This is a genomic window from Geitlerinema sp. PCC 9228 (assembly GCF_001870905.1).
In the GTDB taxonomy this organism is placed as follows: domain Bacteria; phylum Cyanobacteriota; class Cyanobacteriia; order Cyanobacteriales; family PCC-9228; genus PCC-9228.
This window is the reverse complement of the sequence record NZ_LNDC01000117.1, coordinates 1-25,376: the sequence shown is the minus strand read 5'-3', so window position 1 is coordinate 25,376 and position 25,376 is coordinate 1. Positions and strand designations below refer to the sequence as shown.

The window sequence follows — 25,376 nt, the reverse complement described above, 5'->3', positions numbered from 1 at the left end:
ACGGCGGCTAAAGCCGCCCGGGTCGCTTTTCATCCCTGCTTTAAAAAGTCAGGGCTTTCAAGCTCCCGATTCACGCCGTAAAAAAAATCCTGACTCCGTGGGAGTCAGGATCGGACCATCAGGGTGCATCTACTTCCATCTACCGTTTTTGTTTTCTAGAATAAAAAGGAGATATCCGGATCGTTGGCAAGCAACTTTATGGGAAAACTACCCGTCTCCTGTAATACTTGTCACAATGGAAGCGATCGGCTTGCTTGCCTTTTTGATTGGTAATGGTTGTTTGTTGTCTCTGGAAAATCGCTATAAAAAATTGGTTTGTCTCGGCCGGTTGTCTGTCTTGGCTGGTTCGCCAACATTCTCTGTAAAAAGCCAACGCTCCAAGAAACATACCTTTTTTGGTTGTGGAAGGAAGCCCGGGCAACAAGCAAACTGTGTTCGCAGGAGTGCACTGAACCGTGACTCAAGAATTTCACCTCTCCGTCACCCAAGTTGGCAATGATGAATATTTGGTGCGTACGGAAAAAGTAGCACCTGGGGTTCCCCTAGCGGAAGAACAGGTGGTCTGGCCGGTGGACCAGTGGCTCGATCGCGTACGGGAGGCAAGTGCCCATCCCCTGGTGGGTTGGCAAGCTCAAACTGGTAGTTGGATCTCCAGTTCCTCGGAAAAACACCGTCAAGGTCCGGCAGCAGGCGGCGGTTTTTTTGATGACGAACAAGAGTGGTTGAAGAATTTTCAGCCGGAGGAAGAAGATGAAGGGGATATGGAGCCAGATGATGAGGTGGAGGAGGTTGCAGAGGATGCCAGTGAGGGATTGGTGGCGTTGGGGCGGCAATTGTACGATGCTTTGTTTCAAGGGACGATTCGCGATAGTTGGCTGACGGCTCAGGGGATTGCCCAGCATCGGCGGGAGTTGCTGCGGTTGCGTTTGGGTCTGAAAAGCGATCGCTTATCCCGGTTGCCTTGGGAAACTCTCCGCGGCAGCGATCGCACGTTGGCTACGGGAACCGATATTACCTTCTGTCGCTACCAACCCAACGCCAGCCACCCGCAAATATTTTCCACGCCCACCTCCGCGACGCTGCGGGTGTTGATGGTTCTGTCGGCCCCGAGCGATCGCGAAAATTTAAAGTTAAAGGAAGAATGCGAACAGCTACGCGCGGAGTTGCAACCTCAGGGGGAATCTGGCAGTGCCCCAGGCAGCAAATCCCGCATCCAACTAACGATTTTGGAACAACCCAACCGACAGCAGCTCACCCAAGCGTTGGAACAGGGGCAGTATCAAGTGCTGCACTACGCCGGTCACGGAGGGGTAGGACCGCGGGGTGGGTATTTGTATTTGGTTAGCGGGGAAACCGGTCTGACAGAAACCCTACGTGGGGATGATTTGGCGGGATTGCTGGCCAACAATGGCATCCAACTGGCGGTGTTTAACTCCTGTCGCGGTGCCTATACACCTACCGTAGAGGAGTTAGCTGGCAAAGACCCAGTACGCAGTTTGGCAGAATCGCTGGTTGTTTACGGCATGCAGGCGGTATTGGCGATGGCAGAACGCATCCCCGATGAAGTGGCGCTGACCCTGAGCCGTTTGTTTTATCGCAATCTCGCTCAGGGATATCCCATCGATCTGAGTTTAAACCGGGCGCGTCAGGGGTTAATTTCTGCTTACGGTTCCCATCAAATTTACTGGGCTTTGCCAACGCTGCACTTACATCCGGAATTTGATGGTTATTTGAGCTGGACGCGAGAAAGGCAAGAATGGCACCAGGCAGAAACAGAAGCGCCGGCGGCATCGGCGGCAACTACCTGGCAGGAAGAAGAACCCTCCACCGAAATGGAAGAGGTGGAATGGGGCGGTTTGTTGGAGGACCAATTTCCGGAAGAACCGGATTATGCTGACGATGCGGCGGTGGTGGCGGACTTGCTCAAACAGCTCACCGAGGAACCATCTCCATCCCCTGACGAGAGCGAGATGACGACAGATGCTGGCGATGAAAGCCATTCCCTGAAATTTGCTGCTTCCGAACCACTACCCCAGCAGACAGGCACGCCGGCGGTTGGGGAGAATCGGCAACCGCAATTGCCTCAGGAAACGGGAAATTTGGCCAGGCGATCGCCGACTACCGAGCAACTAGCGACACCAAAACCTTCCCCAACTCCCAACTCTTCCCGACGGCGATGGTGGTACGGCGGGGCTGTGGGAGGTGCGTTGGCAGTGGCTTTGGCGGGTGGCTGGATATGGCACAACGCGCCAAGTCCCAATGGTGGGAACCGACTGACCAATCCATCGCCCCCTGTGGTTTCCCAATCTCCGGTTCCGGAAGAACTTGCCCAAGGCAGTACCAGTGAGGTGGTGGCTGCGGCTATCGAAGATTTCAGTCAGAATCGGCTGGAAGCGGGTGCCCAAGCGGTGGTGGCTCTGCTCGATCGCGGTGCGTTACAACAGGCTAAAGCGGCTTTGTCGGCGGCTTCCAACCAACAGCAACAGGAGCCGTTGTTGCTCTTTTTGCGCGGGCGGCTGGCTTGGCAGTTTGCCCAGGCAGACAATCCCGACTACAGTGCCGATGATGCCCGACGCTATTGGGAGGCTGCCACCAACCAACAGTCCAATGTTCCTGAGTATCAGAATGCTTTGGGGTTTGCTTACTATGCCAATGGCAATTACGAACAGGCTGCCAATGCTTGGGTGAAAACTTTGAAACTGTTGGAAGAGCGCCCTCAAGAACCGGCTGCTTTGACGGCATATGCAGGTTCGGCGTTGGTGTTGCTGAAAACGGCAGACGAACAACCGCCAGCACAGCGACAGTCCAAACTTGAACGGGCGGTTCAACTGCGGCAAACTGTTATTCAGCAGGAGCCTTTGGCGTTTACTCCCAATGCTCTGGCAGATGAGTGGATGTGGAATGAAGCTGCGGTGGCCGATTGGCAGGCGTTGCTGCAGGTATCTGCACCGTAGCATACGATCGCGATCGCGGTTGGGAGGTGTGGCGATCGCCAGGAAAATGTGAATTCGATCGCAAATAATTTCGATCGAATTCACTCTAGTTTAGGGGAATCGATCGCTGGTAAATCTGCTCTTATTAGCGATAGTAGAATTATAAGAGTTCAGCGGTTCCCACCATGATTCCTCAAATTGAATTGCTTCCCGGTGCAGTCTACGACATTATGGCTTCTGCTAGCGAAACCGGTCGTCTTAACCTGTGCGATCGCTACGGGTTGATGGCGGCTACATTAGATGACTCTTTGAGCGAGGAAGAACGCCGCGCCATCGATCGATTGTTGCGTTTTGTGATTCGCGGTCGCTTTCAAGTTGACAACGAAATATAAATCTCTGCGCGCGATCGACAGCTATCGAAATGGGAACCGGTGTCAATGGCTACGCGATCGCAACACAACCACAAAACCAGCAGCAAATCCCTCGATTGTTCGTATTTTTTCCTCGCTACCCGATTCTAAGTAAAAGCTTGTCCCACGCAGCCTTCTCGTACCAACACTGCCTCTTTTACAAATTTCAAACCCAAAAAAGCGAAAATTATAGGATCACGTCCACCGGTAAAAAGGAACAATGGAACCGGTAGGGAACATTTCTACCTCGGCATCCAGTTCGACAAAACCATCGCTGTCGGCTAGCGCCGCCAAATCCCCAGAATTGCGATAGGCAACTGGTTCTACGAATATTGTACCTTCTTGTTTCCTCACAATCTTCACCGGTCGAAATAAAGTCAGCGATTTGAGAAAACGAATGTCTGAATTCAAAACAGCGCATTCCCGGGAAATTTCCTTACTACCGGCAGAGTGTTGCAGCTGCGGTAAGGTATAGCGGTGGAAACAAGTAAGTGCAGAAACCGGATTACCGGGAAGGGCATATACAAGGGTGTTGCCTGCTGCTGTACCGAACCAAAAGGGTTTTCCCGGTCGTTGTCGAACTTGGTGAAACTGTGTAGTGACGCCCAGTTTGTCCAAAACGGACGGGACCAGATCGTACTTCCCCCGGGAAACGCCACCGCCGATTAAAAGGACATCATGCCTATTGAGAATTTCTCTCAAGCCTTCTACAAGAGATTCGTGCTCGTCATTTAAGTGATACAGACAAGTTTCCGGATAGTGCAGGCGGTTCAAACTGGCTTGGAGGGCATAGGTATTTGACCTACGAATTTGATGGGGTTGAACGGGTTGGTCGATGTCTACCAGTTCGTTGCCGGTAGAGACAATGCCAATAGAGGGGCGTTTGTCTACTTTGACTCGGGCATGACCGACAAAAGCAAGGATGGCTAGTTGTGGCGAAAATAATCTATAGCCAGCTGATAAGAGTTTTTCTCCAAGTTGGCGATCGCTTGCTTGTTGGCGAACATTTTGCATCGGTTCCACAGCAATCCCATCGGCAACCCGGGCCGTATCGCCATCTATGTTCACATCTTCATACCGCACCACCGCATCTGCCCCCTGCGGCAGAACGCTTCCTGTCATCACTTCCAAACAGGCATCGGCAGCAGGCAAAGATTGCTGGGGGTCGCCAGCAGCTTGGGTACCGGCAATGGGAAAAGAACGCAGACCTTGCTGCCAGGCCGTGCTGTCAATGGCAATACCATCCATGGCTACGGAATTGTATGGCGGCAAATCGCGATCGGCAAACACATCTTCGCGTAAAACCCGACCGTATGCCCGTTCTAAAGGAACTTTCTCAATAGGATATGTAGGTTGGCATTGGGTGACGATGGACTCAGCTTCGGCAACAGAAATCATCATTTAACTTATTTCTTGGAAGTTCATTGGCTGCTGCTGGCGGCTTTGGCAGCGCAGTGGGAACAGTGGACCCAGTGGGAATGCCCGTTTTGATAGTATTCTTTTTTCCATATGGGCAACCGCACCTTCAACTGGTCGATGGTGTACTCGCAAGCTTGGAAAGCACTTTGGCGGTGGGTGGCGCTGACGCCGATCCAAACAGCCAACTCGCCAATTTGCAAGTAACCGGTGCGGTGAACGCAGGCAATGGCACGGATGGGAAATTGTGCGTAGGCTTCGGAAAGAATGCGTTGGGCTTCGTGTTGCGCCAATTCCGGATAGGCTTCGTATTCCAGGGCGGTGACGATTTGTCCCTCATTGCGATCGCGGACCCACCCTTCAAAACTCACATAGCCACCTGCCCCCGAATCTGTGAGTTTGGGGCGATAGCGTTGCGGTTCGATGGTTGCATCCGTCAGTTCAAAAAACATAGGCATCAACCTCCACCAACCGGGGGAATAAAAGCAACGGTATCGTGCGCCTGCAGCCCATCGGACCATTCGGCAAAGCGGTCGTTGATAGCAACCCGCAAGCGTTCCTGGGGTAAGGAAAAGCCATACTGATTTTGCAGTTCGGCGTACAAATCCGCCGGCGTAGCTGCGGTACTTTGCCGGTCTTCCGAAGACAGACCTCGTACTTCCCGCAGTTGGGCAAAATATTTGATGGTTAAGGGACGGGATTCGGTCATCGCAAATTGTGCGTTGGCACTATAGAAAAGCTTAGCACTTCGAGGCTACCAACCACCGCGCCAGTTGCTTAGGAAACCGGCGATTCCTGCAAAGCCTGACGGGCAGCCGCTAACTCTTCGGGGGTATTGATGTTGGTCAGCCAGCGGGCATCTGGTTGGGATAAAAGGGCAGTTGGGGAATTGTTGAGCATTTGGCGCGGGCATTGGGAACCCAGGGCGAGGAACTGGTGAAAAGCAAACCGGCTTTTGGGTTCGTAAATGGTGCACAGGGGTTCTGGAAAATTGTTTTGGCTGTTGCGAAAAGCGGTGGCGCAGCGTTGGGGATGGCGGTGGTGCAGCAAGAATTCCAGCGTGTTGGCACTGACAAAGGGTAGGTCGCAGGCTAAAACCAACCAGGCGGCATCTGGTACGGTATCCTGGGCGGAGAGAATGCCTCCTGTGGGACCAAAGTTGAGATAGCGGTCTGGGAGAACGGGATAGTGGGTTGCATCGGCGGGCATGGTTTGGTCGGTACGTTTGGATACATATACGGTATCGCAATGGGCAGCTAGTAAATCGGCAGCGTAGCGCGCCTGGCTGCAACCGTGTATGTTGAGGGTGGCTTTATCTTGTCCCATGCGAGTGCTGTATCCGCCGGCGAGAACCAAACCGTGGATGGGGATGGTTGTGGTTTGGGCATGCCAGTAGCGATCGATGTGGGCGCTGAGGCTGGCGGTGTCTGCGGTATCTTCGGTGAGGGCAACGCAGATGGTGGGGTTGGTGTTTTTTTCTGTAGCGGAAGTAACAAAAATGCAGGGAATGCTGTCGGGAATTTCGCAGGTTGCGATCGCGACGCTATCCATATCGATTAGCCAACGGTTGTTATGGTAGCGGTCAAATTGTTCGTGTCGGTGGAGGTGAAAGCCACTGGTGGTGTATTGCAGTTCCGGGGGTGAGGCGTGAGGGGTTGCAGGTGCGCTCTGATAGGTGCAATCGACCACCGCCATGCGTTCCCCTAGGTGGTGCCACCGATACTGCGCGAGCGATCGCGCGATTTGCCGGCAACGTTCCGGTTCGCTACCCACGATAGCCAGTTCAAAGGGATTGTAGTAAAAAGAACGCGGCCAGCGATAATTAGGTTGTCGGCAGGTTGACATCGCTTTTGCCTCCGTATTTTTCCAATAATTTGGTTTCTTCAATCACCATGGTGTGGGTAACGGACTTGCACATATCATAAATCGTCAAAGCGGCAATGCTGGCACCGGTCAGTGCTTCCATTTCCACGCCAGTTTTGTGATGGACTTTGACGGTACAATCGATAACAATGGCTTGGTTTTCGCGATCGACGGCAATGTCGATGCTGCAGTCTTCGATGGGTAGCGGGTGGCAGAAGGGAATGAATTCGGAGGTACGCTTGCAAGCCATCGTACCAGCGATAATGGCGGTTTGTAAGACGGGGCCTTTTTTGCTGTGAAGTTCGTTGTCTTCCAACATGGCCATCACGTCATTGCCAACGACAATGCGGCTGCGCGCTTTGGCGGTGCGTGCGGTGGCTGCTTTGTCGCCAACATCGACCATGCGGGGTTGGTTGGCTTCGTCGATATGGCTGGACATGGAGACGACCTCCCAAAGGGGACATTTATGGTTCTAATTGTAACCATCTGGGCGCTATTCTCAAGTTGCCCAAAGAAATCAAGGAAGGGAAATAGCCGACCTCCGACAAACAGCGAGTATCGCTGCTTTTCATGGGATCAATTCTGATTTTTTCGCTACCATATTGGTCGCCATAGATTTTACCTTTTGCTCAATCCATTTTTTCCAAAGATAAAAAGGACTTATGAAAATACTCAGAAGGAGTGCCATTTCGCAAGCGGTCGTGGTGTCCGTTTTGAGTAGGGCAAAGTTTTTGATAAAATATAATAAAGCTTTTTGGAAATCGTAAATCAAGTAGGGAAAAAAAGCCAAAAGTCTTTGCCAAGGGCGCAATCGTATCATCCGAATATGAAATCTATTCAATCCCGAACCAACGATTAAAGAAATTAAATACTCTCGTTCCAATCTCCAAGAAGGTATTTTGTGGGTAATATGCATTTCAGGATTGTACCAGATTTCCCATCCGGAGTTCTGCAAGCAAGCTAGAAATTCCATGTCTTCTCCTTTAGAATGTAAAGATTTTCCTTCCGGACCAACAAGGAACAATGTCTGAGGAACACTATCCAACCATGCCTTTTTTGAAATGACGATCCCAGCTCCTGGCGGTAATACTTGGCTGTAGCGAAAAGGTTTTTGACCGCGCTCTACAATGGCTAAATAAGCAGCAATTTTCCAAAAATTGCGAGGGGGTTCCACCTCAAATTCTCCGTGAATTTGTCCCCCATAGGCACCAAGTTGGGGATAAGATTTACTAAAAGAATATGCTTTGGCTACCCAGTCAGAGGCAGGTAAATTATCATCGTCAAGAAACGCTACCCAAGAACCCCTTGCTTTTTCCATAGCCGTTCTTCTAGCAATGGACGAACCTTGCTTGGTTTCTAGAAAATACTTGAGAGGGAACCTTTCATTCCAGGTAAATTGGTACTCTTGGATAACTTGCGCTGTATTATCGCGGCTATTGTTATCAATTACAATAATTTCCCAATCTATTACTTCTGTACCAACTTGGATCTTTAGTTTGTTTAGAATTTCTGGCAATCGAGCCGCTGCGTTGTAGGCACGAATAGCAACTGTTAAGTCAAGCATATTTTATCGATCTCCCGGTTTAGTTTAATGAAATTATGAATCTGATACCAAGACAGTTGTATTATTACGTAAATAATTAAACTGCATTATACTAGTCTAATGTCTAAACGTCAAGCAACGAATAGTTATCTCAATATAATTAACTATCTAGTGAAGAAGGCAAGCCAGAAATTGGCGGTTTACACGTAAATACGCTTCCTTGCCTCTATCCGGGGTATGGTATGGAAGTTCAATTCCAGGTCTGTTGGCATCTCATTGGATACCGTTTTTATAAAGTTTTGCCAGACATAACATTTAAAGATTTCCTTAATACAAAAACTAGACAATATTGAAGGCGATCGCGTTTTTATGAAATGCTAGCCAGAATGGATACAATGGCTTTACAAAATTTTTAAATAACTCAGTAGTTTCTTAAAGTTTTCAACAAAAAAGTCTGGTTTCTGCTTTTATAGAGTATAATGCAGAAGATTGCGCTCTAGGCAAACTTTTGCTGTTTTCATAAATCTCTGCAAAATATCAATTTAAAGCATCCATCATTATAAGGGTGTGGTAAGTGGCTGAAATGCGATCGCTATCTTTTAGAATACGATGCTATGCTGCGTGTCTACCAATTCAAAACCTATCATTTCTTTATTCCATTCTTTGGGGTAAAATTTTCCGACTAGCTAAAGAATCATATAAAATCTCAGTCGCTTGAAGTAGCTTAAAACCCATTACACTATTGCGATTTATTTTGGCGTAATGCACCCAATATAGCTGGAAATCTTGCTAAATTTTCAAAACCATATGCAACCAGGAGGCAACCCATGAATTTACCATCTTTTAGTTTAATTATCGAATCTGAAAATTTAACAAGCTGCGATCCGCAAGAAATTCAAAATATGCTTGATTCCCTGTTGAATCAAACAGTCAGCATAACAACAGCAACGGAAGTTATTATCGGTAATAATGGCCTTATTCCTGAAAAAATCCTTGCATCCATTAAAACGCTCATTCCCAATCTTCAGTGTATCGATTTAGAGCGGGAAACAACCTACTATCAGGCTAAAAATTTACTAGCAGAGAAAGCTACAGGAGAGATTGTTGTTTTTTGCGATTCCGATTGTGTTTACAACCGGCAATGGTTGGAAACGATACTCCACACGTTTGCCAACCACCCCGATATAGAAATCGTCAGGGGAGAAACTGTTATTGATGTGAAAGGGATATATTCTTTAGCGATCGCAGTTAATTATATTCTACACAGGAGCCAAAGCGATCGAACATTAGTGAAAAGCAATCTTTATTACTTTAACAACGTGGCTTTCAAACGGAATTTTCTCTTGCAAAATCCTTTACCTGACCAGCTAAAACTTTTCAGAGGAATTTGCAGCGTTCACGCTCGCTTCATTACCGCCAATGGGCATGAAATTTGGTTGAATAAAATGGCCAGAGCTTGCCACTTACCACCGCAAAATATAACTTATTATTTCTTTCGCTTCTTAATTATGGGACATGACAATTATTGGTTGGATCGTTATTTATCTATCCCCCAGGAACAAAATAAAAATAATTTAGAATCTTGCCCAAAAACAACAGAACAAGTAGTTTATTCCGTAACGCAAACAAATCAAACGCCTGCATACCAAAAGAAACCTATTTGGCAGAGAATCAAACATAAATATTCCTATTTCTTAAAACAGATAAATATTTATAAAAAGGAATATCAACTACCGGTTATCCAGATTATTGTCGCACTACCAATTGTTATATTCTCGCAATTTCTTGTCAATTTAGGAAGGTCAATCACTCAGTTTAATGCTTTATTTACCAAAGAACCACATTGGCTGTACAGATTGAGTTCGTTGCTGGATTGAAGTTTGTATTTTGCAAGTTTTTGGTTTCGCTTTTGGTAAAAAAGCGATCGCTTACTTGTTATTCTAAAAGAAGCGATCGCGGCAATTTTAGGAGATGAAAATCTATCCTCGGTTTTTGATTACCATGACATCAATAATTTTAATTGCTTCTTCTTCTGGAATTTCTAAAGCGCGATGGAGGTCGTTGAGAAGTTCCTCTTCTTTTTGAGTCACCTCACCATCTGCTAAGACCAAGTCGGTGGCCATGGCAAAAGCCGTTTCGTACAGGTCGTGCGGAAGTACTGCTAGTGCCATGTTGAGCAGATCTTTTATTCCTTGACGTTGAAGGATAGACAACAAGCGATCGAACATTTTGCGGGTGACATCGCCAGGATAGCTTCTGAACAGCTGCATTCTGCTCAAAGAAGTAGACAGCCCCTGAGCTTCGTCGTCAGACAAATAACCATCGGAGGCGACAGCAACCAGCATAATGGCAGCATAGGCTTCGGCAGGACTGAAATTGGATTCGGTCGTCCGTCGGGTTCCAGATACTCGGTCAAATAATCCCATAATTTGGTTCCTCTTTGAATGAAAAGCGACCCTAAATCCTCACTAGAAGATGGGAAAAGCGATCGCGATTACACTTATTTTATCCGCGCAGTAGCAAATTTTCGGGACCTATCTCGTTTTTGTTACGTAAATTATTATTCCTCGTCAAAGTTTTCAAATAACTTCAAGAAAACAAGTAATTATCCCTTGCCATTGGCTTTTGCCTGTACCACTTATTTAGAGGACCAGGATAAAAAACCCTCCACTGGTTGGAGGTTCTAGAAGACTCTCATGGCACCAACATTAAAGAAAATAATTTGCAATTATGCATCCCAATCGATAATGAAATCAATTTTTTTATGGGACTTGTGCATGTCCCGACCAATGAATGGAATGAATGCTTAAAGAGAACAATTTGCAATTACAATGCAGTTGTGAAATGATGAGACATATAGTCAATGGAATGGAGGTTATTATGGGATTTTTCCGAACTGCACTCGCAATTGCCGTGGGAAGCAGTTCCCTATTCACCTTTACCAATGTTGCCCAAGCCAGTGAGTTCTATATTGGCGAACCCGTGCAAAAGAACGGTCTGGAAGTAGGTGCATTTTATCTAAAAGCCATCGAAATGGAACCGGAGCCTCCTATCCCACCCCGAGACAATACCATCCATCTGGAGTGTGATGTTGCGGCAACTGAGAACAACCAGCAAGGATTTCCAGCGGGAGCTTGGGTTCCCTATCTCACCTGCAACTATACGATTGAGAAAGTTGGCAGCGATTGGCAGCATACGGGAACCATGTTGCCCATGGTTGCTCAAGACGGACCCCACTATGCCAATAATGTGCCCATGAACGGTCCGGGAACATACCGCCTTACTTATTACCTGACGCCGCCTTCGGCTCAAGGGTTTTTCCGCCATGCCGATGAGGAAACAGGGGTACCATCTTGGTGGGAACCTTTCACCGTACAGTGGACGTTTGAATATCCCAGCCAACCGGTAGAGTAACGCTAGCGGTTTCTAGAAATACCGTTTGTTGGGAATGCTAAAATCTAGGAGTTCTCCTGTGCTGGGGAACTCTGTTTATAGAAACTCGCTATTATATCGATCGATACCAAATTCGATGTGTATAGACGACGAAAATTTTGTAGGATCGATTTGCGAATTCACCCTACAGAGGGAATTTCAATTGATAAAATTGTAATTTTGATGGCGGTTCTAGCAGTCAGTTTGCCAATTATCCTTGTTAATCGTTGTTTATTGATCCACCTTACAAAATTTCTAAAGCGAAACCTGGCAAAAATAGGGGACACGTTAAGTATCCCCATCCCCATTACCTCCATTTCCTCCTACTGAACTCCCCCCAGATGTGCGAGAGCGACGACGGGATGTGTGAGAGCGGCGATGGCGAGATGTTCCGGGAGCAGATTTTTCATATTCCAATAGATGAATTGTGCGTGGCGTTGGGTTTGGATAACAATGAGGACAATATAAAGCTTCAAAGCGTTTGCTATTTCCCTTCACAGCATCATTTTGAGCTTGCGTCAAATAATTTGACAGGGTATTCTCGGCAACAGATTGCATGGGGTGTTGACAACTCGCACAGTAAATTTCTGAATGCCCCGAATCTTGGGAAGATTTATTTATAAAAAGTCGCAATAGATGTGCTAAAACGCCACTGAGGAAAATGGGTAATAGGACAAAATTAACCCCAAGTTTTATTCCTACACTGGTGCTGGTAGAGAGTAAGGAAGGGGAAATACTGACCATCTGACGACTTGCAAAATGTCCCAGAAGAAAAGAGCAGAACAAAATAAATAAACTGGATTGGAAATTGGCTTGATAGGTAAAGTTAGCTCGAATTCCCCATCGCAGCATGGCATAAAATGCTAGTGCAGAAAAAATGGTACTAAAAAACACCTCAATATGGGGGATCCAATAGTTAGTGAGTACTAACGCAACAAAAATAAAGCTGGTCAATGTTACCAGTCCAATTTTATCCCGTTTATTGAGTTGGTCGGTTTGGTAAGGTTTACCAGAATCATAGTGATAGCAATGATATCCGGTTGGAGCAAGAGAAGGAGGTGAAGACAGGGCAAATTTTTCGATTAGGGGATGAATAAGGGATAAAGGGGGACGGGAATTCGAGTCATGAATTTTATTGAAATATTGTAACAATCTATAACCGTCTAGGACTAGGATTGCAGGAATGATAATTATCAACAATCCTAGTATTTGTAGGGAACTTAATTGCCCGACTAGCATTATTTGTAGGGGGTGAGGCTCAAGGAGAATAGACGATACCATAATTTTATTCATTGGTCGTTCGATCGCTACGATCGTTATTTTCGGCTTCCCCCAAGGCTTCAATTCAAGTGGTAGCTATGGCTTCATCCGTTGCGATCGCGCTTTTGAGTTCCATTCTAATTGTAGGTGAAAGGTGGGCAGAATGCGATCGCTACCCAACGCGATCGTTGTTCTTACTTTTACATTCTAAAAATTTACTTTTTATGCGATCGCTCCAGCTTTTATTATTATTCTTATTAACTGGTACGGCTGGTGCTGGGAAGGTTTCTAGTTCTCCCACTCGCGTTGCAGCTTCCTGGTTTATCCAGCAAGTGGAGACTTGAATGGAGACAAGAGTTAAAATTTGGAGTCAAGGCACGTGCGATCGGTGCTTCCACTCGCTGGAGACCCTAATTGAATGGAAACCTTGGTCCCGTCAATTTTCGTCTAAAATTAGGATACAAAGAGTTTCCACTCGCTGGAGACCCTAATTGAATGGAAATTCTCATTATTATGTCTACCCATTTCCTTAACATATCGTAGTATTAGGAGGAGACGAGAACGGTGCAACCCAAAAAAGAACCACCAGGAAAAATTACTTACGACTTTATTGTAAATATTCTTTCAGGCTCGCTAACCGGCCGTCAATTTACTGGATTTTTCACCTACGACCCCTCATTACTTCAAGGTGAGGGAGAGGAAACCATTCCGGCGGAGGAGGTTGAATTTCATTATTTGAGCCAATATACTCGCCATAACCAAGGAGCGCGCCTTTCGTTCAAAAATGGACAATTTCAGAGAATCGTTTGGGTTGATGGGAAACATACCGAACGATTTGGCTTTAATGCAGGGTTTAACCGATGGCAGTTTGGCCGCTCTAGTGAGGTCTTTATTAGAGAAGGAAAAGACTATTTTGGCTATCTGAATCGCTATACTTATGTTGACGGTGCAGGAACAATAACTTACAAACAACGGCATCAGGTTTTGTTGGGGGATGGAGAAGAGGGATCTTGCGATCGCAATCCTATAAAATCGAGCGGCCAGACTGAGGAAGTGGACCCCCTAACAGAAGCCACAAACGGGGTTTTGTTACGCTGCGAGAAGATATCGGGGAAACTGCGAGTTCGGGTAATTTCTGAGGGGTACAATCCCGAACTCAATGTGCAATTTCCGCGCAGTATTCGGGAAGCTGGAGAGACTTATGTGGTGGATGGGGTGCAGTTGTCCAGCAATGGCAAGTTCTACCGTCCTTTGGGCAAAATTCGCCGCCTGTTGTTACCAAAAAAACTTCCATTGGTAAAAGCTACGGGATCCTGGCAGGAACTAGAAACGACGGATACGGTAGGGGGAGGTGTGTTAATTCAATGCGTTCGTGAGGGGAAAAAATTACGGGCGCGAGTGGTGTCTGAGGGCTACAATCCAGACTATAACGTGCGTTTCCCGCAAACGATTCGGGTTGAGGGGATGTTGTATGTGGTCGATAAGGTGGAGGAAGCAAGTCATGGAGGCAGTTATCTAGCTTATGGGAAGGTACGGCGCTTCGTTGACAATTGATAATTGATTGAGAAAAAGTCTCCACTCGCTGAATAGAAACTCGGCTACGGCTAAAAGCCACATCCAGGCTGACATCTGCCCTTCCACATCGATCGTACAGCCTATGAGAACTTACTACCTTACTCAATCAAGCGCAGGTTGAATGGGTACTTGTAGTATTCTCCTTTGTTGGCCTGGACGGCAGCGATAATTGCAAAAATTAATCCAAGCAGCCCAAGAATCAAGAGTAGAAAGATACCGATAACAACAAAAACAAGAATAAAGCCAATCGTCAATCCTATGGAGAGGGTTATTTGAAAGTTCAGGGCTTCCTTGGCGTGGTAATCTATGTAGGAAGAGCGGTCTTTATAAACGATCCAGATAATAAGCGGGACAATCAGGTTGCCATATGGAACCACTAGGGTAGCGATAAAGCCAAGGTGCGATAAGCTTGCCCACGTCCTTTCATCTTTATCTGGTATGTGATGGTGCTGATTTTTCATTGGTAGATCTAATGTTTCCCTTCCAAGAGTTTTTCCACTAAGTGGATGTTATCAGGGCGTTTTACCTAATATGAAACTGATTTTCCATAGGGATTTCATTTCAATGAAAGCAACTTTGTTCTCAACAGGAGTTAATTCGTGGTCTTACCCAATTTCATTGGTGGCTAGACCAAAGTTTTGAAGGGAGTGATTAACTGGATTTATACCATTTCTGAAAAACAATGTTTTTTTTTGGATTGCCCGATTCCCCTGGTAGGGGGGGTTCGCGAGTGTCCCTACAAAAAGACCCCAATTATTTTTTGCAGATTTTTCAGGAAACGGTATTAGGAATGAAAGAGTAAACCAGATAATGGTAACATTCGTACTATTCCCTTACCACTTTTTCAGTCCCCTTGCGGGGATTTTTAGGAATGAAAGTTGCACGGTCTTGTTATTCCCGCCAGTCACGCTCTGGTTTCAGTCCCCTTGCGGGGATTTTTAGGAATGAAAGTGCCATCGATGGCACCTGAAATATTAACCAGCATACTAGTTTCAGTCCCCTTGCGGGGATTTTTAGGAATGAAAGGGTTATTCTGCGTTGTTTTTGCAAAAATAACTGCTTGTTTCAGTCCCCTTGCGGGGATTTTTAGGAATGAAAGAATAGAAAAGGAACACAACTACATAAAGATGAAAATCAAGTTTCAGTCCCCTTGCGGGGATTTTTAGGAATGAAAGTTGGCCGGGACCACAGCCCCCGTTTGGGGGAGGGCCTGTTTCAGTCCCCTTGCGGGGATTTTTAGGAATGAAAGAAAAATAAACTAAACCAATAATTGCCCCAAGCTATAAGTTTCAGTCCCCTTGCGGGGATTTTTAGGAATGAAAGTACAAATTCCATAGATGTCTCTCTATCGCTTTAACGGTTTCAGTCCCCTTGCGGGGATTTTTAGGAATGAAAGATAAAATCCTGGCACAGTCGCCTCCCGAGTTCCGAAGAGTTTCAGTCCCCTTGCGGGGATTTTTAGGAATGAAAGATTGTCAAAGGCTACATAATACGGTCAGGCTTGCCAAGTTTCAGTCCCCTTGCGGGGATTTTTAGGAATGAAAGTGTCTCGGCTTCAATCGAGACAGAATTGATGGGGCCTTGGTTTCAGTCCCCTTGCGGGGATTTTTAGGAATGAAAGGCAACGCCCCGCTGCCAAGCTTCCGGCTGCTGTGGGGTTTCAGTCCCCTTGCGGGGATTTTTAGGAATGAAAGACCAGATAGAGTATTCAGCGGTAGTACTAGTCATGAGAGTTTCAGTCCCCTTGCGGGGATTTTTAGGAATGAAAGTACGCTAAAACTCACGGATTAAATACCAGAAGTTTTCGTTTCAGTCCCCTTGCGGGGATTTTTAGGAATGAAAGCTCAACAATTGCCCGCGCAACAGCAGGGGCGGTTAAAGGAGTTTCACTCCCCTTGCGGGGATTTTTAGGAATGAAAGTTTTTGAGAAAGATATTAGGAAGTGGAAAGAGAGTTTCAGTCCCCTTGCGGGGATTTTTAGGAATGAAAGCGTATCTGTTCGTAGGGAGAGTAAAGTTGTATCCAGTTTCAGTCCCCTTGCGGGGATTTTTAGGAATGAAAGGTTGCTTAGCTAGGTATGCCCACGTATATAGATGAGCGTTTCAGTCCCCTTGCGGGGATTTTTAGGAATGAAAGTATAGACTCTACAACAAGATAAACTTAGGTATTTAGTTTCAGTCCCCTTGCGGGGATTTTTAGGAATGAAAGAGGGTGCCCCCCGCTCTATCTAGCTTTATCTAGCTGTTTCAGTCCCCTTGCGGGGATTTTTAGGAATGAAAGCATTACAAGAGTATTCACGTAATCTTCTTTCTCTTGTTTCAGTCCCCTTGCGGGGATTTTTAGGAATGAAAGTATAGAGGATCCGATAGACCGATACGGAGACTCTTTTTGTTTCAGTCCCCTTGCGGGGATTTTTAGGAATGAAAGAGACTAACTACATCGGGGATACTATCTGGGATACTGAGTTTCAGTCCCCTTGCGGGGATTTTTAGGAATGAAAGTAAGGAAGCAGCTAAGCTCAAGGGGGCGCTTGACGATGTTTCAGTCCCCTTGCGGGGATTTTTAGGAATGAAAGATTAAGGGGGTGCTAACCGGCATAGTTAGCCAACGGGTTTCAGTCCCCTTGCGGGGATTTTTAGGAATGAAAGATTCTCGGATGAAACTGTAGTCATCAACTCAGGAGAGTTTCAGTCCCCTTGCGGGGATTTTTAGGAATGAAAGACTACACTACTATAAGCCTCACTCGGATATAGTGTTTCAGTCCCCTTGCGGGGATTTTTAGGAATGAAAGTCAGCCGAGGTATTTCCATGCTCGTTCAACAATGGGGTTTCAGTCCCCTTGCGGGGATTTTTAGGAATGAAAGCCAGCACCTTAGCCATGTCAAAAAACAAGTTGATGTTTCAGTCCCCTTGCGGGGATTTTTAGGAATGAAAGAGGTTAAAGCCGTTCGCCGCAGCGAATGAGTAGATAGTTTCAGTCCCCTTGCGGGGATTTTTAGGAATGAAAGTCCAACCCTATTTGGCGCTTGGTTTCGGGTAACTCGTTTCAGTCCCCTTGCGGGGATTTTTAGGAATGAAAGCGCGTAATAAGTTTCGCCGGAAGCTTGCGGCAGATCGGAGAGTTTCAGTCCCCTTGCGGGGATTTTTAGGAATGAAAGACGGCGATTCGGCTTGTTTTTCCCGCGTTAGAGACTCTGTTTCAGTCCCCTTGCGGGGATTTTTAGGAATGAAAGCCAAAAGCTGGCGGGCGCGTGCGTAGCCAGAATTGAAATGTTTCAGTCCCCTTGCGGGGATTTTTAGGAATGAAAGATGTTATCGCGCAGCCTTTCTCAAACCCTAGGCGAGTTTCAGTCCCCTTGCGGGGATTTTTAGGAATGAAAGAGTCGATCCATCGTCGCGATGGACACCTGAGATTGTGTTTCAGTCCCCTTGCGGGGATTTTTAGGAATGAAAGAGTCCTGTCAATAAGAAGATCCTTTTTATTGGAGATCCAGTTTCAGTCCCCTTGCGGGGATTTTTAGGAATGAAAGAGGCTAGAAGCTACAGCATCAGGTCGTGCTTTATGGGTTTCAGTCCCCTTGCGGGGATTTTTAGGAATGAAAGTGGGCTATATGGACGTTTCTTTGGCTGTCCTGAGTTTCAGTCCCCTTGCGGGGATTTTTAGGAATGAAAGCCGCCGACCAAGAGGAAGTGAATGTTCCTCTATCTGTTTCAGTCCCCTTGCGGGGATTTTTAGGAATGAAAGAGCTGACGCTCGCAAAGCTTGCGATAAAAGGATTTCAGACCCCGTTCCGACGAGGTTCAATAAAAACGCTTCTTGAGAAGCAACAAAGGCACCCTTTTCTCAACAAAGCTCCGACTGAAACTGCTGAAACGATTGAATTGTCTAGGTTCTGGCGTTTCCGACGAACCCCCCGGGGTTTTTGCCTCCGCTTAGGTTCGTCGGAAATTGCTTTCATTATAAGATAATTGCATCTTCCTGTCTAGGCTTTTGCGAACCGTAGGTAATCGTCTTCTGGATCGCACCAGCATCCAAGATGTAAATCCGCACCGAATCCTCCGACGGTTTAATTAACCTCTCAATCTGTACCTGCAACTGTACAAACTGCTTCGCCGTTAAAAAACACTCAAAAACGCTGTACTGCGTCCACTGACCGTAGCCAGAAAGCAACTTGTGCAGGCGGGTACGACGTTTGTTTGCCGGTTTGGAATCTGGCAAATCGTAGATTATCAGATAAAATAACGTACTCATCGCAATGCCAAAGCTTTGTATGGAAGATCTTCCTGCAAATGACGAGCAAACAAACGCGCCTGCAACTCAATGCCGCGTCGGTACGTACAGCGATACTCAAATGTGGGATGCTTGAAATCATCTTTCATTTTGCGCTCGAATGCCTGCAAAAACGTTTTTCGAGCCGAGTCCGAAAGACGGTAAGCACCCAAACTTTCTTCAAAATCCTGCGGTTGAATTTCTTTATTGTTTAAAATCGCAAGGACCAATTTATCGGCCACCAAAGGACGAAACTCCTCCATTAAATCCAAAACCATCGCTGGTTGTCCGCGGTTGGCTTCGTGGAGGTAGCCGATATACGGATCGAGACCTGCCATGTGGGCGACAGAAGTCACTTGTACTCGCAACAAACCGTAGGCAAAACTGAGCAAAGCATTGACCGGATCGGTGGGAGGTCGGCGGTGGCGACCGGAAAATGTCCAGGGGGATTTAATAATTTGAGAAAGAAAACCAAAATATTCCTTGGCGGCGATGCCCTCAATTCCCCGTACTTCATCTAGAGTGGACTGCAACCAAACTTTCTTGCGCAATGCTTTGAGGGAATTGTCGGTACAACCGCTGCGGGAGAGCACTTCCTGTTGGTTGCGCAATTTACCAGCTACGATGGTTTTGGCAATTTCCAATCGCCGAGTGGTATTGAAATAAGCTTCGTATTGCGCCAAACGTAGCTGACCGTTGCGGGAATAGCCAGGCAAAGCACTGCCTAAATATTTGCCAAATCCCGATAAATAGTGTATTGGAACGCCAAGTTCTAAAGCATAGGTTAATGCATCACCGGTGATTTGTGGGTTGCCCATGAGCACAATTTGTTCCACGGTTTGTACCGGAACGGAACGCTTGTTCCAGGTGCCATCTTCCTGCTGCAAGGCAACGGTAAAGGCTTCGTATTGTTTGTTCAAAATGGCATCCGGTTGCAAAACATAAAGAACGGACATTTAGGATTCCTCGCTCAATAGTTGTCGAACTTCAAAGGGCAAACAAATGGTTTTTAAACTGCAATCGGTACATTTATTTTTTTTGACAGTGGGTGCCGGCATTTTTTGAAAAACAGTTGCTCGTGCCTGAGCGATCGCGTTTTCGGTTTTCTGCCGCAATTCTTTGGTAAAATTTACACGCTGCCGGCGGCGGTTGCCGTGGTAAAAAATTTCGCCAGCAGCAATCGTTTTGCCAGTACGTTCTTCCAAACAGATTCCCGCCGCACACAGTTGAAAATGGTCGTTGAGATGGCGCGCCATTTTTCCTTTTTTATATTCCAAAGGAACCAGTTGACCGTCTTTTTCTTCCACCGCATCGATAATTCCTTTGACCTGCAAGCGATCGCTCCATACCCACTGCTGGCGGTGTACCAACATATCCCCTTCGATGCTATCTCCCGCTTCATTAACATTTTCGTGTAAGTGGCGACCCAGCAAAATATGCTCGTTGTCCGCCATTTCGCCGAGAACGTATTCCCAATAAAACCGCCGCTGGCAGTATTCCCAAGCATTGAGATAGGCAAGGGGAAGATACTCATCCATCATGGGAGCCTCCTTGTTGTTTCAAGATGGTTTGTCCCATCCCAAAAGCTGTTTTGCGTCCTACACCAGCAAATTGAGCAAAATGTGCCAGAATCGTTGCCACACGTGCTTGTTCCGGATCGTGAAAACGGTAGCTCACCCAACCCACGCAACCAATTTGAGGGGTCCGATTGAGCTGGCAAGTTTTGGTTTTTACATTCAAAGCAGATACGCAGCCTTCCCAATCTACTTCTGGTAATTGTAGCGATCGCGGTGCCAATTGATGCCAACGACGCAGCAAACTACCAAATACCAATTCTGGCAGGGGAAACGGCTGAATGTTACCTTGTTGTTTGAAACTGGTTGGCGACAGAAAACGCAAAGTGATGGTTTCTTGCGGGGGAACTTGCGTTACCTTTGTATAAGTATTGCTAGCTACAAGGTTGACGCGCGGCGATAGTTGGATAGGAATCCCAGCCAGGGAGATTTCTTTCCCCGCATCCGCCGACAATCCCCATAACAGAGGAACCAACAAATCCCCATCCAGTAGAGAAATTTTCAACTGCCAGCGATTTTCGTTACCAGATGCTTGGCGACCCTGCAGGGGATAGGTTGCAGCTATCCAAGGCATCTTTTGATGGGGTTGCCAATTGGCGATCGGAGAAGGATTGGCAGCAGCCAGCCATTGCCAGCATAAATCTCGAACTGCCTGAGGATCGGGAACATCCGAGGGAGAATCCATGACAAACGACAGGGTAAGAACGTGCAGCGAATTGCGATTGACCTCCACGCCAACAATTTCGTAGTCCCGATTTTCCCATTTCACCACGGGGGGAAGGCTAAGTTGCCCTGCGATCGCTTCCAGCAGTTGGGAATAAAGGTTTTGCTGGCGGAAAACAGGCATGACCTGCTTCACGCCATTTTTTTGAAAGATTTCAATCCAACGGGGTGGTTCTGCCATCGCCGGCAGCCAGGCTTCTAAAGAGCGATCGGCAGTTGTCGTCGCCGGTTTGAGAACCAACGCGATCGCAGTGGGATTACAGGCGTTCGTAGAAATCATAGCGCGCAGTACTGGCAACAAGTCGCAGAGGCAGCAAACCGGAAGAAATTACGCGATCGGAATTTTCTTTTGCCTGGGTTTGGGAAAAGGGATTGATGCGGTCGAACGTGGCTTTTTTGCCAAAATCGTCCATAGGTTGCACGGTAAATCCCGATTCTGGGTTTGGTTGGAATTGCGGTTGTGAGGTGCGTTCCGTGCGATCGGGCAAATATTGAAAGAAACAGCCGCGCTTGCCAAAGTAGTTAATTTGAGCAAACAGTTCTTCCAATTGAAATAAGTCGTCGCCGGGGCCGCAGCAAATCCGCAAAATGCCGTCGAAATGTACCCATTCCCGAAATACAAATCCATCTTGCAGCGCTACAGTTGCGCGATTTTTTCCAGCCTTTCTATCAGCTTTATTGGTGCTTTGGTCGTAGTAACGTAATTTGTAACCATTGCGGTTAACTGCCAAACGTTCCGGCGGTTGTATGTAAATTTGCAAATCGCGAATCCAGCGAAACTTCGCCTCAATCCATTTTTGGAATTCCTGGTGGTGGTTGGCTGCCTCCCTTTCGATAGTAGCTCTCAACAAAGCCATTTTGATTGCGTAGGGGGTTGGTACCAAATTCGAGCGTCCTGCCATATTGGTGGCATCAGAACGTTTGAGGGAAAATAGGCTAACGGGTTGGTAAGAAACAGTAATCCAGTTCATACGTTCGATAACAAAAAATTGTCGAGAAGGGGAAAATGGGGAAACCACGTTCCCCACACCCCAATTTTTCAAGTAAAAACTTATTCAATTGCCTCAACGCGATCGCTTTCCCAAGGGGAAGCTGCGTCCATCAGGGTTTTGATACAATCGGCAAATTCGGCCATGGTTTCAAAAGAATACAGGCGAATAGTTCCCTCGCCGTTGATTTGGTTGAGGGTATCGGTCAAACTTTCCAGTTGGCGCAAGTATCCCTCTTGTAAGGCACTGACCATAGGTGCCGGACAGCGGCGGGTACTCACTGCGATCGCGCCTTCAAAATAATCGGGGTGGGGTAAGTTGGTATTGCGTTTGGCACCGTTGGGTTGCAAGTAAGTATACAGCAAACTGGTTAGCAAAGCATCCAGGCGTTGCTTGCGCTGGTCTCGATCGATGGCATAAGCAAAGTTGTGGGGGTTGTAACCAATGCGGAACGCTTCGATGTTGGCTACGGTGGCATAGAGTCCGGAACTTACTTGCACGTTGTAAGGGGTGGGTTCTTCTACGCCGTATTTGGCATGGAAGTAACTTTGGGTTTTGACCTGGGTAGGCACTCCAACCACCGCGCCAAATTCGATAACCGACTCGCGTTTGAGGGTTTGTCCTTTTTTCTCGGTGACCATAAACCCTTCTAAATCGCTGAGGGTACAGGTTTGCAAAATTTTGCCGGTTTTGGTGGTTAAATCTTTTTCGTTTTTGTTAAAGAAAGCGGTATTGTGTTCTATATCCCACCCCACGCGATCGGGGTCAAACTGTTTGCCACCTTCGGATAAATGTAAATTCTGTTCGGTTGCAATTCGGTGTAAGTGTTCCGCTTGAATGTGTTTGAGCATATCCCCAGAAACGCCGTTGACGTATTCCGGTTCTGCCATGCCTTTTTGAATGAGGTAGTAGCGGCGGGTCATGGATTGGTTGCCTTCGCTGCCTTCGTTGTTGAGAGCGTGTAGCTGCCAGGAAAGCAAGCCGCTGAGGGAAATGGAATAAACGGGAAATTGGTTTTTGTCTGCCATAAATCTCTCCTTGAATGGTTAAAATTTGAATTTTTGACAATACTTAAAAGTCTTCGGGGGTTACTTCGATTTCCTCGGCTGCTTCAGCTGGTTCGCTGGCAGCATCCGATTTGGGTTTGTGCCAACGCGCGTAACCGTAAGCCACCAATAAATTTGCCACCAGCACCGTGTCGAATTCGTCGATGAGTTCGATGAGTCGGTCCAGATCGTCTTTGGTGGGCCAAACTCGTTTGAGCGTCTTATTTTTGTCTTCAGAAATGCGCAGGTTTTCGTTTTCGTATTTGGCGAGAAAATCCGCGATCGCGCAAACAAAATCTTTTTTAGAACCCGATTGGCTGCTCAACTGCTGCGCCAGTCCGTAATTGCGCTGCCAGTCGAGTTCTACCTCACCGTTGCGAGTTTGAATTCTGCCGGCATGGACAGTTGCTTGGTTGATGGCTTTGGCGATACGGAGAAAACTGGGGTCTTGGGTGATTTGGGTAAATCGTACGTCTTTTTTGCTCATAAGATCGAGTCCGTGTTTGGAAAACTGGCGAGGATTTGGAGCGTGGGGATCGGCAAGTTTTTTAACCAGATAGTCGGCGTATTTGACTTGAAAGGGGAAAAAGGCAGTTAGGCTATTTCCAGTGATAAAATCTCGGTAAGCATTGAGAAGTTCTGCGTGTCCTGCTTCTGCGGATAAGCCACGAATGACAGCAAGGTGTTCGTCGAGGATTTGTTGGTAGTCAAGGAGTTCGTTGTAGTTTTCTGGGGAAATCCAGCTAGGAAGTCCCAGGGAAAAGATTGCTTGAACGCCATAAACTTGCCCTTTGGAACCAAAGTGGGTACCATGAAATCGGCTCACAAATCGATTGAGCGATCGCTGCCAAATATCCCAACCCTCGCTGGGGGTATCTTGTGCTTTGGCGGCGTGGTAGTCGAGCAGTTCCCGCGCCAATTTTAGCACCAGTTCGGCATCAAATCTGGCAATGCCGTGTCCGCCGCCGGGTGGGTTGTACTGGCGGAGGCGATCGAGAACTTGGCGGTAGGCTGCCAGAGAAATATCTTGGGGACATAAGGCCACGGTCCGCCAATCGTATTTCTTTTCTGCGATTTTTACTTGTTCGGACAGGGCAAAGTGAAAGAAACCGCTGGCAATGAGCCACAAGTTCAGCCAATTTTCTTTTTGAGATTTGAAACTAGGAGCATCAGTTTTAACCCGCGTCATTCCTTCTACGGCGGTCGGTTGGTAAACTTTAACCGCACTATCGGAGTTAGGCAATTTGAGTGCGTTTTCTTTCTTGAGAGATTGGGCCGCGCGATCGCTGGGTCTATCTCCGGCTTCCCAACTTGGCTGGCTGTAGGCGCGGAAAATGCTTGCTAGAAGCAAACCGTAGCTATCTCGTAGCTTCCATGCCTCCAACCACAATCTATTATGATTGCGATCGTGGCGCATGGCAGTTAGCAAGGTAGCGTTTTGCGTGCGCGGATCGGCGGGTTTGGGCGCATCTTCTTCCCATTCAGGTTTGCCACCGCTTTGGTAAAGATAGTCCCGATATTGTTTGCGAATCTCTTTCTGTTCTACGGCGTTAAAAACGGGGGTTTCGGCGGGAAGTTGGTCCTTTTTTTCCGTTTTGGCACCGACAACGGGGGGAAAGGGATTGGCATACTCGATACGCGCGATCGCATCGATATCGAGGGGGGTTTGAAGTTCCAGACGATACTGACTGCCAGCATCGATAAGCTGTACGGTGGGATTGTTTTCCGTTTGACGCTGGGCAAATTCTACCAAATTGGCTAACCCCAGCGTCAGGAAAGGGTCGGCACAGTTGCCGTAGGTTTTGGGAACGAATAGAGTACGAATCATGGATGCTATTGGCTCGCAACCAAGAGTTCAAACAAACTATCCCTATTATAAATTTATTTTGAATTGGGGGGTTCTAATTTTGGCGATGGTTCTTGACGGCCTCTTTTCTGCTGTTGGTGGGGATTTTAGAAAATTAGGAGGGGGCGATTTGGCAAAAAGGCAATGCTTTTTCATCGGCTGGTTAAGATTTTTTTTCATAAAAATTTACAATTCCACAACATAACAGTCCTTTTTAAGACTTGCCCTGAACTTGCCGAAAGGGAAATTGGGGATATAGCGTTTTCACTTGACGTGTATATGATGCAATTGGTAGGGGCGGTTCGCGAACCGCCCCTACAGGGTTTCCAAATTTCTAGACATATTCCGTTCTGAAGCTAGAGGCAGAAAACCGCCATGAGTTCCTCAATGGGAATATTGTACCCATGGCAGAGTTGACACTCTCACGAATAGAATTCGTGAGATTCTCGCTTCATTGGGTGTGCCTAGATGGATTAGCTATGCTAGTCCATCCCCG

The 25,376-nt window shown here is 47.0% G+C and carries 24 protein-coding genes and 1 CRISPR repeat array; of the genes, 8 read left to right on the top strand and 16 right to left on the bottom strand.

Annotated features, from left to right (window positions below):
• From AS151_RS22550 to AS151_RS12875, 3 genes are all read left to right on the top strand, one after another.
• The coding region (locus AS151_RS22550; RefSeq protein WP_211517593.1) for a hypothetical protein at positions 1-499 on the top strand (499 nt) is incomplete at its 5' end.
• Positions 456-2,954, top strand: a complete 2,499-nt coding sequence (locus AS151_RS12880) for a CHAT domain-containing protein (RefSeq protein ID WP_071517467.1) — start codon at positions 456-458, stop codon at positions 2,952-2,954. The genes AS151_RS22550 and AS151_RS12880, both read left to right, overlap by 44 nt.
• Positions 2,955-3,118: 164 nt before the next feature.
• The gene (locus tag AS151_RS12875) at positions 3,119-3,325 is read left to right on the top strand and encodes a hypothetical protein (RefSeq protein WP_071517466.1); all 207 of its coding nucleotides are present in this window, start codon (positions 3,119-3,121) and stop codon (positions 3,323-3,325) included.
• A 213-nt stretch (positions 3,326-3,538) separates the two neighbouring features.
• On the opposite strand, the gene AS151_RS12870 is transcribed toward AS151_RS12875, so the two are convergent.
• The 6 genes from AS151_RS12870 to hpsE form a co-directional block, all read right to left on the bottom strand.
• A complete protein-coding gene (locus AS151_RS12870; RefSeq protein ID WP_084639565.1) occupies positions 3,539-4,744 on the bottom strand; it encodes a molybdopterin molybdotransferase MoeA in 1,206 nt (401 codons plus the stop codon).
• 20 nt (positions 4,745-4,764) lie between these two features.
• Positions 4,765-5,211: a molybdenum cofactor biosynthesis protein MoaE gene (locus AS151_RS12865; RefSeq protein ID WP_211517592.1), complete on the bottom strand. Its 447-nt coding sequence runs from the start codon at positions 5,209-5,211 to the stop codon at positions 4,765-4,767.
• Between the two features lie 5 nt (positions 5,212-5,216).
• Positions 5,217-5,468: a MoaD/ThiS family protein gene (locus tag AS151_RS12860; protein WP_071517463.1), complete on the bottom strand. Its 252-nt coding sequence runs from the start codon at positions 5,466-5,468 to the stop codon at positions 5,217-5,219.
• A 68-nt stretch (positions 5,469-5,536) separates the two neighbouring features.
• Entirely contained in the window at positions 5,537-6,604 is a 1,068-nt protein-coding gene (locus tag AS151_RS20805) for an NTP transferase domain-containing protein (protein ID WP_084639564.1), read from the bottom strand.
• Entirely contained in the window at positions 6,582-7,061 is a 480-nt protein-coding gene (moaC, locus tag AS151_RS12850; RefSeq protein WP_071517462.1) for a cyclic pyranopterin monophosphate synthase MoaC, read from the bottom strand. Before moaC ends, AS151_RS20805 begins: the two co-directional genes overlap by 23 nt.
• Before the next feature lie 129 nt (positions 7,062-7,190).
• Positions 7,191-8,186: a hormogonium polysaccharide biosynthesis glycosyltransferase HpsE gene (gene hpsE / locus AS151_RS12845; RefSeq protein ID WP_071517461.1), complete on the bottom strand. Its 996-nt coding sequence runs from the start codon at positions 8,184-8,186 to the stop codon at positions 7,191-7,193.
• Between the two features lie 806 nt (positions 8,187-8,992).
• Between hpsE and AS151_RS12840 the strand changes: the two genes are divergently transcribed.
• Positions 8,993-10,042: a glycosyltransferase family A protein gene (locus AS151_RS12840; RefSeq protein WP_071517460.1), complete on the top strand. Its 1,050-nt coding sequence runs from the start codon at positions 8,993-8,995 to the stop codon at positions 10,040-10,042.
• Between the two features lie 102 nt (positions 10,043-10,144).
• Here AS151_RS12840 and AS151_RS12835 read toward each other — a convergent pair whose 3' ends face one another.
• Positions 10,145-10,591, bottom strand: coding sequence for a tellurite resistance TerB family protein (locus AS151_RS12835; RefSeq protein WP_071517459.1), 447 nt, complete (start codon positions 10,589-10,591; stop codon positions 10,145-10,147).
• Positions 10,592-11,009: 418 nt separating this feature from the next.
• Here AS151_RS12835 and AS151_RS12830 point away from each other — a divergent pair, with 418 nt between their 5' ends.
• On the top strand, positions 11,010-11,579 hold the full coding sequence (locus tag AS151_RS12830; protein ID WP_211517591.1) for an iron transporter: 570 nt from the start codon (positions 11,010-11,012) through the stop codon (positions 11,577-11,579).
• A gap of 306 nt (positions 11,580-11,885) precedes the next feature.
• Here AS151_RS12830 and AS151_RS21590 read toward each other — a convergent pair whose 3' ends face one another.
• Complete coding sequence (locus AS151_RS21590; RefSeq protein ID WP_139240649.1) at positions 11,886-12,878, bottom strand: hypothetical protein; 993 nt, start codon at positions 12,876-12,878, stop codon at positions 11,886-11,888.
• A 77-nt stretch (positions 12,879-12,955) separates the two neighbouring features.
• Here AS151_RS21590 and AS151_RS21585 point away from each other — a divergent pair, with 77 nt between their 5' ends.
• Both AS151_RS21585 and AS151_RS12820 read left to right on the top strand, forming a co-directional pair.
• Positions 12,956-13,201, top strand: a complete 246-nt coding sequence (locus tag AS151_RS21585; protein WP_139240648.1) for a hypothetical protein — start codon at positions 12,956-12,958, stop codon at positions 13,199-13,201.
• 220 nt (positions 13,202-13,421) lie between these two features.
• Entirely contained in the window at positions 13,422-14,411 is a 990-nt protein-coding gene (locus AS151_RS12820; RefSeq protein ID WP_071517456.1) for a hypothetical protein, read from the top strand.
• Between the two features lie 119 nt (positions 14,412-14,530).
• Here AS151_RS12820 and AS151_RS12815 read toward each other — a convergent pair whose 3' ends face one another.
• The 8 genes from AS151_RS12815 to AS151_RS12780 form a co-directional block, all read right to left on the bottom strand.
• Complete coding sequence (locus tag AS151_RS12815; RefSeq protein ID WP_071517455.1) at positions 14,531-14,893, bottom strand: DUF4870 domain-containing protein; 363 nt, start codon at positions 14,891-14,893, stop codon at positions 14,531-14,533.
• 299 nt (positions 14,894-15,192) lie between these two features.
• A CRISPR array of direct repeats spans positions 15,193-18,177; the repeat unit is 37 nt; unit sequence GTTTCAGTCCCCTTGCGGGGATTTTTAGGAATGAAAG.
• A 213-nt stretch (positions 18,178-18,390) separates the two neighbouring features.
• On the bottom strand, positions 18,391-18,684 hold the full coding sequence (gene cas2, locus AS151_RS12810; RefSeq protein WP_071517454.1) for a CRISPR-associated endonuclease Cas2: 294 nt from the start codon (positions 18,682-18,684) through the stop codon (positions 18,391-18,393).
• Complete coding sequence (cas1d, locus tag AS151_RS12805; RefSeq protein ID WP_071517453.1) at positions 18,681-19,658, bottom strand: type I-D CRISPR-associated endonuclease Cas1d; 978 nt, start codon at positions 19,656-19,658, stop codon at positions 18,681-18,683. The genes cas2 and cas1d overlap by 4 nt, the downstream gene beginning before the upstream one ends.
• Positions 19,659-20,243 (bottom strand): CRISPR-associated protein Cas4, encoded by a 585-nt coding sequence (gene cas4, locus AS151_RS12800; RefSeq protein WP_071517452.1) that lies wholly within the window; start codon positions 20,241-20,243, stop codon positions 19,659-19,661.
• Complete coding sequence (cas6, locus tag AS151_RS12795; protein ID WP_084639562.1) at positions 20,233-21,279, bottom strand: CRISPR system precrRNA processing endoribonuclease RAMP protein Cas6; 1,047 nt, start codon at positions 21,277-21,279, stop codon at positions 20,233-20,235. Before cas6 ends, cas4 begins: the two co-directional genes overlap by 11 nt.
• Positions 21,257-21,970, bottom strand: coding sequence for a hypothetical protein (locus AS151_RS12790; RefSeq protein WP_211517590.1), 714 nt, complete (start codon positions 21,968-21,970; stop codon positions 21,257-21,259). The genes cas6 and AS151_RS12790 overlap by 23 nt, the downstream gene beginning before the upstream one ends.
• A gap of 80 nt (positions 21,971-22,050) precedes the next feature.
• A complete protein-coding gene (locus AS151_RS12785; RefSeq protein WP_071517451.1) occupies positions 22,051-23,016 on the bottom strand; it encodes a DevR family CRISPR-associated autoregulator in 966 nt (321 codons plus the stop codon).
• A gap of 43 nt (positions 23,017-23,059) precedes the next feature.
• Complete coding sequence (locus AS151_RS12780; protein ID WP_071517450.1) at positions 23,060-24,862, bottom strand: hypothetical protein; 1,803 nt, start codon at positions 24,860-24,862, stop codon at positions 23,060-23,062.
• Between AS151_RS12780 and AS151_RS21580 the strand changes: the two genes are divergently transcribed.
• The gene (locus AS151_RS21580; RefSeq protein WP_139240647.1) at positions 24,861-25,085 is read left to right on the top strand and encodes a hypothetical protein; all 225 of its coding nucleotides are present in this window, start codon (positions 24,861-24,863) and stop codon (positions 25,083-25,085) included. The genes AS151_RS12780 and AS151_RS21580 overlap by 2 nt on opposite strands.
• Positions 25,086-25,376 lie beyond the last annotated feature (291 nt).

Coding starts and splice junctions, on each gene's coding strand:
- AS151_RS12875 (WP_071517466.1), top strand. CDS start 3,119: ATGATTCCTCAAATTGAATTGCTTCCCGGTGCAGTCTACGACATTATG.
- AS151_RS12870 (WP_084639565.1), bottom strand. CDS start 4,744: ATGATGATTTCTGTTGCCGAAGCTGAGTCCATCGTCACCCAATGCCAA.
- AS151_RS12865 (WP_211517592.1), bottom strand. CDS start 5,211: ATGTTTTTTGAACTGACGGATGCAACCATCGAACCGCAACGCTATCGC.
- AS151_RS12860 (WP_071517463.1), bottom strand. CDS start 5,468: ATGACCGAATCCCGTCCCTTAACCATCAAATATTTTGCCCAACTGCGG.
- AS151_RS20805 (WP_084639564.1), bottom strand. CDS start 6,604: ATGTCAACCTGCCGACAACCTAATTATCGCTGGCCGCGTTCTTTTTAC.
- moaC (WP_071517462.1), bottom strand. CDS start 7,061: ATGTCCAGCCATATCGACGAAGCCAACCAACCCCGCATGGTCGATGTT.
- hpsE (WP_071517461.1), bottom strand. CDS start 8,186: ATGCTTGACTTAACAGTTGCTATTCGTGCCTACAACGCAGCGGCTCGA.
- AS151_RS12840 (WP_071517460.1), top strand. CDS start 8,993: ATGAATTTACCATCTTTTAGTTTAATTATCGAATCTGAAAATTTAACA.
- AS151_RS12835 (WP_071517459.1), bottom strand. CDS start 10,591: ATGGGATTATTTGACCGAGTATCTGGAACCCGACGGACGACCGAATCC.
- AS151_RS12830 (WP_211517591.1), top strand. CDS start 11,010: ATGATGAGACATATAGTCAATGGAATGGAGGTTATTATGGGATTTTTC.
- AS151_RS21590 (WP_139240649.1), bottom strand. CDS start 12,878: ATGGTATCGTCTATTCTCCTTGAGCCTCACCCCCTACAAATAATGCTA.
- AS151_RS21585 (WP_139240648.1), top strand. CDS start 12,956: ATGGCTTCATCCGTTGCGATCGCGCTTTTGAGTTCCATTCTAATTGTA.
- AS151_RS12815 (WP_071517455.1), bottom strand. CDS start 14,893: ATGAAAAATCAGCACCATCACATACCAGATAAAGATGAAAGGACGTGG.
- cas2 (WP_071517454.1), bottom strand. CDS start 18,684: ATGAGTACGTTATTTTATCTGATAATCTACGATTTGCCAGATTCCAAA.
- cas1d (WP_071517453.1), bottom strand. CDS start 19,658: ATGTCCGTTCTTTATGTTTTGCAACCGGATGCCATTTTGAACAAACAA.
- cas4 (WP_071517452.1), bottom strand. CDS start 20,243: ATGATGGATGAGTATCTTCCCCTTGCCTATCTCAATGCTTGGGAATAC.
- cas6 (WP_084639562.1), bottom strand. CDS start 21,279: ATGATTTCTACGAACGCCTGTAATCCCACTGCGATCGCGTTGGTTCTC.
- AS151_RS12790 (WP_211517590.1), bottom strand. CDS start 21,970: ATGAACTGGATTACTGTTTCTTACCAACCCGTTAGCCTATTTTCCCTC.
- AS151_RS12785 (WP_071517451.1), bottom strand. CDS start 23,016: ATGGCAGACAAAAACCAATTTCCCGTTTATTCCATTTCCCTCAGCGGC.
- AS151_RS21580 (WP_139240647.1), top strand. CDS start 24,861: ATGGATGCTATTGGCTCGCAACCAAGAGTTCAAACAAACTATCCCTAT.
- AS151_RS12780 (WP_071517450.1), bottom strand. CDS start 24,862: ATGATTCGTACTCTATTCGTTCCCAAAACCTACGGCAACTGTGCCGAC.